We start from the raw sequence: 10,796 nt of genomic DNA on the forward strand, positions 1-10,796 counted from the left end.
TTTTTTAATTATCATCACCCCATACTGTTATTTCACCAATACACATATTTGTATTACCCGACCAGTTTTTAGTACAAACGATACGCAAGTACCTCACTTTCGGCATTTCGATAGATATATCAGCATCATCTCCGTTACGGCCTGCCGTCCGGTCATCTTCTGTTATTATACCGATAGATAATCCCGATGGTTTTACGTTTATTATCGAAACCAGTTTTGTCCACGAATCGAAGCTACCCGACGGATCAGGGTCCAGAGAACCCCATATTTCATAGAAGCGGGGAGATACATCGTTAAACCAGTGCTTATCGTCAGGGATCGTTTTTACGTTGACGCGGCTCAGTTTGGCTCCTACACCCAAATCGAATGAAATATGTTTTGGAATGGTACTTGCATCGTTTCCGGTATGGGCTGAGTTACCATTGACAATGTCATCCCACATATATTCCAGTGAGCCTCCCCATTGTGTTGCAGCAGCATCGTTAGGAAAAACAACCGGACGGAACAACGATTTATTCAGTTTTACTTCATAAATAGGTGTGAGATCTTTGTACAGCGTATCCGACAGGTTACCCCATTTGTCGCTCACCACAACTCCGAATAAACGTGGTTCGGCTGCATATCCCCTTATTGCAAATTTTGCGCTGTCGCGTGCCGTATAGAAAGTCTCGGCAACCATTTGCGAGCCGTCTACATCTGTAGTGATTACGATAAAGGACAAATCGGCTTTTGTTTCATTTTTGAAGGTAAAGCTCATTCCTCCGAAATCAGGCTGTACTTTCAAAGACCTGGCTGTAAGTTGTACCTGAGGTTCCAGTGGATTAATCTTAATCGCAAGAGGTGCCGACTTGTTCTCACTACGGTCTACGGCATACAGGTTGACAGTATATTCGTCTGTATCGCCAAAGCCTTCTACCTTAATCTTGTTTGTATAGTATGAAGCCCTGAAGTCGAAAATCTTACCGTGCTTATTTTTATATTCTGCTATAACATACAGCAAATCGTCATCAGATGGCAGGCTGTATGTAATCAGGGCTGCACCCGGCATATTCTCCACGACTACATTAAATACCTGCCCGGGGGCTTTGTCATCCTTGTCTATCGGTGAGTTCTCATCATCTTTACAGCTTTGCAGCGAAAATAATGAAACCATCATCCCTAAAAATATTATAAATAAATTATGTTTTTTCATAATCAATCTGTTTATAGTTCTTTACCAGCCCGGATTTTGTACCAGACTCTTATTGTAATAAAGCGATTCTTCCCGCAATGGCCACAAATAATCGCGTGGAGCTACGAATTCCTGATCAAATAAAACTTTCGGCCTATAGTATGCTTCAGGAACTTCCTGATCGATATCCCAACCGTGTATTTTCTGGTTCAGCACAGTAGCTGCCGTTTTCCATCTCCTCAAATCCCAGAAACGTTGCCCTTCAAATGCAAGTTCGACGGTACGTTCCTGATGGATTATTTCGCGAAGTCCGGTTTTAGTCTTAAATTTATCCGGCTTAGTAGAGTATGTTGTCCATGACTCATTCACTCCTTTCAACCCGGCCCTTTCGCGCACCAGATCAATCCATTCCAATGCGGCAGTCATTTGGTCGCTTTCATTCAGGGCTTCTGCATAAAGCAGATACAGGTCTGCCAAACGCAGTTCAGGCCAAGGAAACCACTCTGTGGTAGAACTATTGCTTGATAATACAAATTTCCAACTGATAAGTTTTTTAGGCCAGTACCCTGTCACAGAATAATTATACGCGCCAAGTTTTGCCTGAGGTTGTCCCATACGTGCTTTTACGGTGAAAGTGTTTTCATCCGAACGGCTAGGGCTGTTTTGCATATACCATACAGATCCATCGAAAGCAAGATTTGCATAATAACGGTTTTCACGGTGATAATTGAGCTTTGCAGTCGCATAGCCTTCAGCCAGATTAAAGCGTTCCTGCGTTCCGGCAACCTGACTGGTATATCTGCCCGAATAGTCCCATGTCTTATCTTCATTTAAAGGTACGCCATTATCAGTATAAAAATTATTGGCAATTTCAATTGTAGGATTCAGACGTTCCTGTGCAGCCCACATATTTCCGAGATTCGCAGGGTCTATGCGCGCCATGCACACAGATTGCAGAGAGTTTACAGCCCTTCCCGACAGTCCCCAGATAAGTTCGTTGTTCCATTTCTCGCCAATACTATTCCTTATACTCATTTGTATTTTGGTCGTGTCGGACAAACGATCATTCGTATGGAAAGTATATAACTGTATATTATTCAATTTACATGATTCTATCGCATCATGGCAAGCTTCAGCCGCTTTTACCCATTTGTTCTGGTCGTATTCGGCATTAAACAAATGTGCACCCTCTTTGTCCGTAAAATCAGTATAGTCCGGATTGCCATTGAATAACGGACTGGCTGCCGTCACTAATAGCTTGGCCTTCAATGTCAGGGCAATGGGTTTGGTTATACGTCCAAGTTCTTCTGTCTTATTTGTAACCTCCTGCGGCAAGTATTCATAAGCCTCATCGAGCAGACCGGCTATATAATCTACAACCTCATCCACAGAACTGCGTTTCTTCTGCATTTCCAACGGAGGCGCATCTATCGCAATATTCTTGTCCACAATAACAATCGGACCATACATTCTGAACAGCAGGAAATGATAATATGCCTTTAGGAATTTAACTTCTCCAATCCAACGTTGTCTCATCGTTGATGTCAGGTCTGGCACTTTGTTGGTATCTTCTACATTTTCCAGAAAAATATTACAATCGCGCAGTGCTTTATATAGTGCTTTACCACCCCTATATCCTTCCCAGTAATTCATATACGGATTATTCGTATTTTGTTGCCCCCGGGCAATCATCCACGGATCAAATTCGCTTCCCGGATAATATGCCCACAATTCATCTGCACCCATAAGGCCAACATTGCCGGTATATTCGTGATGGGCAGGGATATATGAGTAGCATGTCATCAGGTATTTTTCTGTTTCATTCTTATTTGCAAATGCATTTTCGAGTGTTGCTATTTTATCGGGAACAATATCCAGATAATCGCTGCAGGAGAAAAGACCGCCGATAAGTAAAATAGACAACAGTATTTTTTTTGTAGTCATAATATCGATTGTTAAAAGTTAACTTGTATACCTAGGTTAATAACTCGCTGAACAGGGTAGCCCAAGCCATTCCCTCCCATTTCAATATCCCAAAGGTCGAACCCACTGAACAATAACAGGTTTGTTCCTGATGCATAAGCCCTGAGTGAACTTACATGAAGCTTTCTCAATATGTGTTCAGGGAATGTGTAGCCAACTTCCACACTTTTCAATCTGAGGAATGCACCATTTCTCATAAACCACGTATTACGCGGGTCAGTGTTGTTACGCACAAGAGTCGGACTTAAGCGCGGCCATAAGGCGTAAATATTGCGGTTGCTTTCAGACCAGTGGTTGTCCGCATAGGCCTGTATAAGAGGAACGTCACGATGGTAAGGATTGTCGTTATCCGGGGTTTTATGGTCGAAAGGGCTTGTATCCTGAGCATTTATCCAGAATGACGACCGTGCCGAACCCTGAAAGAACATAGAGAAATCGATCCTGTTATTTCCTGCCGAAAATCCAAATCCATACACTATTTCGGGTACAGTAGGATAACCGATCGGCACCATATCGGCATCTGTTATTACTCCATCTCCGTTCATATCTACATATTTAATATCACCCGGGCCGTATTCACTCCATGTTTGCCGGGGAGAGTTGGCGACATCGTATTCGTCGATGAATAAGCGTTCTGCAATCAAACCATATTGCTGGTTGAGTGACTGGCCTATATGAGACCGGTATTTTTCATTATATTCCGGCTCTTCATATTTCAGGAATTCACTATGGGCATAAGTGAAATTTCCTCGGGCCTGTACCCAATAGTTTTTAGGCAGCATCTTCTTATAATCTAAGGACATATCCACGCCGTTGGCCCTGGCTTCACCTACATTCGCCCTTACTGCAGCAGACAAGCCCATCGATGGGGAAATAGACCTGTTCATCAATATATTTGTCCGTTTTTCGGTGAAGTAATCTATCTGGAATTCGAAATCATTGAATAAACCGAGTTCCATACCGAAATTCGATTTATATGATTTTTCCCATCCTATATCACGGTTTTCATATCGCTGTATTGATATACCGTTTTTCCCGTATTGGAAATTTTCTCCGAAGGAGTAAGATTTATCACCGTCATTCATTTTTACATTTGAAAGATAAAAGAAACGGTCATCTTCGCTACCGATGGCGTCATTTCCGACAAGCCCGTATGTAGCTTTCAATTTTAATTTGGAAACGACCTTGCTCATTGGCTTCCAGAACTTCTCGTTAGAAACGGACCATCCGGCTCCAACTGCGGGGAAAAAGCCATAACGGTTGGTTTTATAAAAACGTTCCGAACCATTATATCCAAAATTGAATTCGGCCATATACCTATTGTCATAGGCATAAGTAAAACGTCCGGAAAGCCCCTGGTTCCTATAAGGCAGTGATTTCTGCAAATCGCCCCTGTTTGCTTCCAGTTTCTCGCGGCGCTGGAATACGAGCATGCCTCCCACATCGTGTTTCTCGTCAAATTGCCGGTTATATGACAATGCTGTTTCTATATAAACAGCCGATGATATATCTTTGGAATTCTCCTTATAATCAAGATATTCTGTCGGATTATCATTTTCGTTGATTTGCGCTATCGTATATGAATCGGTTAGCTTGTCGTACGAACCGACAGCATAATAATAAGGATTGTATTTGCGACTGATACTATAGTATGAATACCGGGAAGTATTGAACATAGCCCTCACATTGAGCCCCTGCGTAATAAAACGTAAGTCCTGTTTCAGCTCAATCGTTGCATCCATCTGGGATCTTGCATAGTCTGTATACCCCTTTACCATTTCCGCATAAGGATTCGTATAATCTGCACTTGTTCCTGCACTTTCCTTTCCTCGCGTAGCATTCCCGAACAGGATATGGTTAGCCTGAGGTTGCAATGATGACGGGTAATATGCAGGAAATAACACCGGGTTTGTCCCCATTATTTTCTTATACATAGCTTCACCTCCGTCTATTGGCCCGGTATAATCATCGAAAGTCCCGCTTAGCCGTACTATAGCTTGTGTCGTCTTGGTCAGGTCCAGATTTATATTTGATCTTAACTGATATGTCTCTAGATTGATATTATTATTAAAGTTATTGCGCTTATCCATTTTCAGGTTTCCGTTGTCCTTGTTGTAAGACGCTGCGACATAGTAACGTCCGATACCTCCGCCTCCGCTGATATTCACATTCAGCCGAGGGTTATAAGCTGTATTTTTCATCAGCATCTCACGCCAGTCATTAGCCGGATAAACATAAGGATTAAGTCCCTGCCTTGTCCTGTCTATTTTTTCGTAAGAATAAGGCAACGCTTCCTGCGGATTCCGGGTCCTTGTAGCCTCATTAGCCATTTGCATAAATGTGATAGGGTCAGCCAATTGAATGTTGCTTGTGTTGGACGACCAGGAATTTTCGAAACGTACCGATACTTTCAATGGCCCTTCTTTACCCTCTTTTGTCGTTATCTGAATAACCCCGTTGGCTCCGCGAGCGCCATAAAGAGCGGTAGCGGTAGCATCTTTTAATATGGAGAAAGCCTGTATATCGTCAGGTTGTAAACGGGAAAGATCCGTTGATGTAGACTCAATGCCATCTATCAGGATAAGAGGGTCCTTCTTATACCCGAAAGTAGTAACTCCGCGTATGAAGAAGTCGGCATTATCCTTGCCCGGTTCCCCGCTGCGCTGATAAGCAATAATTCCGGATAAACGCCCAGCCAGAGCGGTGGTAAGGTTACTTGACGGAACTTTCAGTTCACCGGGGTTAACCGTCGAAATAGAGCTGATCATACTCTCTTTCTTCTGTGTGCCGAAAGCGACGACAACCACATCGTCCATCTTCACGGCATCTTCCTTCAGAACGACATCGATGGATGTCTGGTGCTTAACATCCACTTCGGCTGTCTGCATACCAATAAAAGAATATACCAGCACAGCTTCAACCGGTACATTTTTCAGGCTATACTCCCCATTGGCGGATGTCATTGTCGCATTTGTTGTCCCCTTTACCAGAACGGTAACCCCTGCCAGAGGCAGATCGCTTTCATCTTTTACGATACCCTTTACAGCTATCCGTTGTTGTAGATCTTCGCTCGTTTCATTAATCCCATTGACCGCAAATAAATGAAACGGGAATAACATCAGAAGCGAAATAAGAATACAAGTCTTGAATAAAGACCCAAATCTTATACATTGTGTTTTTCTCATAAGATTAGATTAGTAAATTATTATTGAGTGAATATGTGTATATAGTACAGTGTTATGGATAAGTTCATTCCGGTTCCATAGATATTATTTTAAGGTTCGACAAACAAGAATTATTAATCAAAAGTACAATTTCGGAAATCTATTACCATTACATAAATGTGTCAAAAAGTAGGATAAATACATTTAAAGATGTACATATGGAAATAAATGAAATATTTATCCTACTTTTTGACACATTCGTCAATATTCATTTCTTTATATTTGCAACATATATAAATTATCATGCTATGAAAAGGCTAATTTGTTTCATTTTTTTATTCTTCTCTTTTTTGATCCACCTATCTGCCTACGATTTTTTCTTTACTCAAATAGACGGCAGGATGGGGCTATCACATAATAATGTAAAAGCAATAATACAAGACAGCTATGGCTTTATGTGGTTCGGAACACGTAATCGCTTAAACAGATATGATGGAATATCATTAAAACAATTTGACTGCTATGATCCTCATTTGGGAAAACGCAATAATAATGTAGGTGCGCTTTATGAAGATACTAATAGAATATTATGGGTTGGAACCGATAAGGGAATATTTCTATTCGATCCTGTTAAGGAAACTTTTACTTTTTTTGATAACAAAACTGAAAACGGGATTGGTATTACAGACTGGATTGCTGACATTCAAAGTGATCCGGATAATAATATCTGGATTATATGTCCTAATAAGGGTGTATTCAAATATATAAGAGCACAAAACAAGCTGTCTCATTATACTGTTGTGGAAAACCTGAAACTCAGCGTGAGCAATCCTCAGTGTATGACTATTGAAAAAAACGGAAAAGTATGGATAGGGACAAATGTTTCGGGGGTCTATCTCTATGATAAGCAGAAAGACAAGTTTACACAGCAGCTTGGCAACAGTGACGGGAATAATTATTTGTCCGGGAAAAATATCTATACCATTTCACATGATAATGACTATATCATAATAGGTATCCATGAAAGCAAGCTTCTGAAGCTGGACAAGCGGCGGAATATAATTGTAGACATGAAGGTAGACGAAATCAATTACAAGATAATAAGGGATGTGCATGTATTCAACGACAATGAAATATGGGTTGCAACCGAGTCCGGCATTTTTGTTATCGACCAGAAACAAAATATTATCCATCATGCCAAAGAAGACCCGAGTAACTCGTATGCATTATCTGATGTGCTGACGGAGAAAATTTATCAGGATAAGGAGGGTGGTATCTGGATCGGTTGCAAATTTGGTGGCGTAAATTATCTTCCAAACAGAGTCAACAAATTTGAAAAATATTTTCCTACTAAAGAAAATACGCGTATATCGTCCAGACGTATAAGGGAAATAAAAGAAGATAGAGATGGGAGTATCTGGATTGGGACGGAAGATGCAGGAGTAATGCACTTCGATCCCGAAAAAAAAGAGTTCAAGGCTAAAAACGATCTTTTATATAAGAAAACGCTGGCTATTTACCCTACAGACGAAGAACTATGGATAGGATATTTCAAAAACGGGCTGGATAAAATAAACAAAAAAACGAACTCTGTGATCCATTATTCGAACGAAGACCTTGGGTTGGATGAAGAAAGCGTGGGGTCACTCTGTGAAGACCGGTATAGAAGAATATGGCTTGGAAACGGATGGGGGGTATTTGTTGCAGAGAAGGGAGATACAAAATTCAAGCGGATGGATATTTTCGGCTTCAACTATATATTCGATATAATGGAAGACTCAGATGGCTTTATATGGGTAGCTACCATGGGAAACGGAGTATTCCAGTACAATCCCAAAGATAATAAGATATCCCATTTCACAAATAATGGGCCTGGCACATTGAGTTCCAATTCGGTCAGCAATATTACGGAAGATCATCTGGGCCATATCTGGTTTGCTACCGACAGAGGCGGAATATGTGTATACAATAAAGGGAAGAAAGAATTTACCACCTACTCCATCAAGGAAGGTTTACCGGATGATATCGCTTACAAAATTGTAGAGGATCAGAAGCATAACCTCTGGTTTGGTACAAACCAGGGTTTAGTGCGCTTCGATCCGGAAACAAAAGCCATAAGGGTATTTACAAAAAATGACGGATTGTTGTCGAATCAGTTTAATTATAAATCAGCGTTATTCAGCAGTGATAATAAGCTATATTTCGGATGTGTCGACGGATTGATCGTCTTCGATCCCGAAAAATTCAAAGAAGAAAAATATACACCTCCTGTCTACATCACCAAGTTCTTCATATCGAATGAAGAGATCAAACCTTTGAGTCCAAACTCCCCTTTGGAAAACAGTATAATGCATACCTCGAAGATAGTGCTTTCACATAACCAGTCGAATATAGGTTTCAATTTTGTAGCCCTCAATTATAAAGCATCTCACTCTAACCTTTATGCCTATAAGATGGAAAATATCGATGACGGGTGGATATATACCCGTAACAATTATTCGGCATCTTATGCAAAACTACCTCCGGGCAAATATACCTTTAAGGTAAAAGCATCAAATAACGATGGAGTCTGGAGTGAGAATGTACGGACAATTGACATAGAGATACTGCCTCCATGGTGGGCCTCTGTATTTGCTATTATTGCTTATATCTTTTTATTTCTCATCATATCCTATCTTATCCTACGATACTCCTTAAAAAAATACAGGAAGAGAAATAAAGAAAAACAAAAACTGTTTGAAACAGAGAAAGAGAAAGAACTTTACGAAAGTAAAGTCAATTTTTTTACAGAAATAGCACATGAAATACGTACTCCGGTCACCCTAATCAATGGGCCGCTGGAAACGATTATGAAAACAGAAATAGCAGATAAGAAAGTCCGGCACAATCTTGAAATAATTGAAAATAATACCAAGCATCTGCTGAATCTTATCAATCAACTATTAGATTTCAGGAAAGTAGACAGCGATAGGTTTTCATTGCACTACAAAAAAATAGATTTAGATCGTTTTATCGAAGAAATAACGAAAAGATATGAAGGACAATGGACCGTCGGCAATAAAGAATATAATGTGATATATAATCCTGCCGGAAACCATATTATAGCGGATAAGGAAGCATTGACAAAAATATTCGACAATATGCTTTTGAATGCTATAAAATATTCATACAAGAAAATAGAGATGGAAATTTCTTTAGACAATACCTATTTCATTGTAAAGGTATCAAATGACGGAGAACTTATAAAAGACGAATTTAAGAATAAAATATTCGAACCTTTCTTTCAGATTAACAAGACTTACAGTGAGAACTCCGGTTCGGGCATAGGTTTATCACTTGCCCGGTCACTTGCCGAACTACACGGAGGATACTTACTGTATAATATTCAGGCCAACATGAATATCTTCACATTGAAAATACCTGTAAATCTGGAAGCCGAAGAGGAAAGTATAGAGGAAACAAATAATACAACACATCTAAACATTATACCGAAGAAATATAATCCCACAATCCTTATTGTTGAAGATAATAAAGATATGTTAGCTTTTATTGCCGAGTCTCTATCCGATGAATATATTGTCCAGAAAGCAAAAAATGGTATCGAAGCACAACAGATAATAGCATCTGTAAATATCGATATAATTATCAGTGATATTATGATGCCTGAGATGAACGGGTTTGAATTATGCAGCTATATAAAGTCTTCAACCGAATACAATCATATTATATTTATTCTGCTCACAGCCCGCAACGATCTGGAAAGCAAGATTAAAGGGCTGGAATTGGGAAGTGACGCCTATATAGAGAAGCCATTTTCACCAAGTTATCTCAAAACCATGATTGTCTCTCAGATAAATAACCGCCAGAGAGAATTGGAAATATTCAAGAAAAGACCATTTCTTCCATTGATCGACAACAGTATAAGCAAAGGTGATAATGAATTTATAAACAAGATGGTAGAAATCATCAATGAGAATATTAGTAATCCTAACTTCAATATAGAACAACTAACTGAAATTTTATTAATTAGCAGGTCGAGCCTCCATAGGCGTATCAAAGCGATCACGGATATGTCGACACTTGATTTTATACGGTATATAAGGTTACAGAAAGCAGTACAACTGATACATGAAGGGAAATTCAGGATCAATGAAATAGGCTATCTAATAGGTATAAATACACCTTCTTATTTCATCAAATTATTCCAGCAACAATATGGGATGACACCTAAAGAATATGAAATACAATACAATGACAACAAGGAGAACTTACAAGATTTCTTTAATCCTCCCCAATTTTATAAATAGGAATGGAAAATTAAAAAGTGCTCATGGATCAATTGAAAACAAAAATAGAGCCACCGGCATTCAGCACCTCAGCTGCCCCCAAACAAAAAAAAGTCCCTCACTGTTTAGTGAGGGACTTATCTTAAAAACGGCGGTAACCTACTCTCCCACTTGCGCAGTACCATCGGCACG

4 protein-coding genes are annotated in these 10,796 nt (G+C 39.8%); 1 reads left to right on the forward strand and 3 read right to left on the reverse strand.

Annotated features, from left to right (window positions below):
* Positions 1 to 4: 4 nt before the first annotated feature.
* From ACFO6W_RS25850 to ACFO6W_RS25860, 3 genes are read right to left on the reverse strand one after another with little or no spacing between them, the layout of a single operon-like run.
* The gene (locus ACFO6W_RS25850) at positions 5 to 1,192 is read right to left on the reverse strand and encodes a DUF4959 domain-containing protein (protein ID WP_380001983.1); all 1,188 of its coding nucleotides are present in this window, start codon (positions 1,190 to 1,192) and stop codon (positions 5 to 7) included.
* Between the two features lie 21 nt (positions 1,193 to 1,213).
* The gene (locus ACFO6W_RS25855) at positions 1,214 to 3,115 is read right to left on the reverse strand and encodes a RagB/SusD family nutrient uptake outer membrane protein (protein ID WP_380001985.1); all 1,902 of its coding nucleotides are present in this window, start codon (positions 3,113 to 3,115) and stop codon (positions 1,214 to 1,216) included.
* An 11-nt stretch (positions 3,116 to 3,126) separates the two neighbouring features.
* Positions 3,127 to 6,339, reverse strand: coding sequence for a SusC/RagA family TonB-linked outer membrane protein (locus ACFO6W_RS25860; protein WP_380001987.1), 3,213 nt, complete (start codon positions 6,337 to 6,339; stop codon positions 3,127 to 3,129).
* A 287-nt stretch (positions 6,340 to 6,626) separates the two neighbouring features.
* On the opposite strand from ACFO6W_RS25860, the gene ACFO6W_RS25865 reads away from it, so the two are divergent.
* Positions 6,627 to 10,625 (forward strand): two-component regulator propeller domain-containing protein, encoded by a 3,999-nt coding sequence (locus ACFO6W_RS25865; RefSeq protein WP_380001989.1) that lies wholly within the window; start codon positions 6,627 to 6,629, stop codon positions 10,623 to 10,625.
* Positions 10,626 to 10,796: the final 171 nt, after the last annotated feature.

Origin of the sequence: Dysgonomonas termitidis (genome assembly GCF_042654545.1) — a bacterium.
Taxonomy (GTDB): Bacteria; Bacteroidota; Bacteroidia; order Bacteroidales; family Dysgonomonadaceae; genus Dysgonomonas; species Dysgonomonas termitidis.

Bases quoted from the DNA above. Each gene is read 5' to 3' on its own strand.
- ACFO6W_RS25855 (WP_380001985.1), bottom strand. From the start codon at position 3,115: ATGACTACAAAAAAAATACTGTTGTCTATTTTACTTATCGGCGGTCTT.
- ACFO6W_RS25860 (WP_380001987.1), bottom strand. From the start codon at position 6,339: ATGAGAAAAACACAATGTATAAGATTTGGGTCTTTATTCAAGACTTGT.
- ACFO6W_RS25850 (WP_380001983.1), bottom strand. From the start codon at position 1,192: ATGAAAAAACATAATTTATTTATAATATTTTTAGGGATGATGGTTTCA.
- ACFO6W_RS25865 (WP_380001989.1), top strand. From the start codon at position 6,627: ATGAAAAGGCTAATTTGTTTCATTTTTTTATTCTTCTCTTTTTTGATC.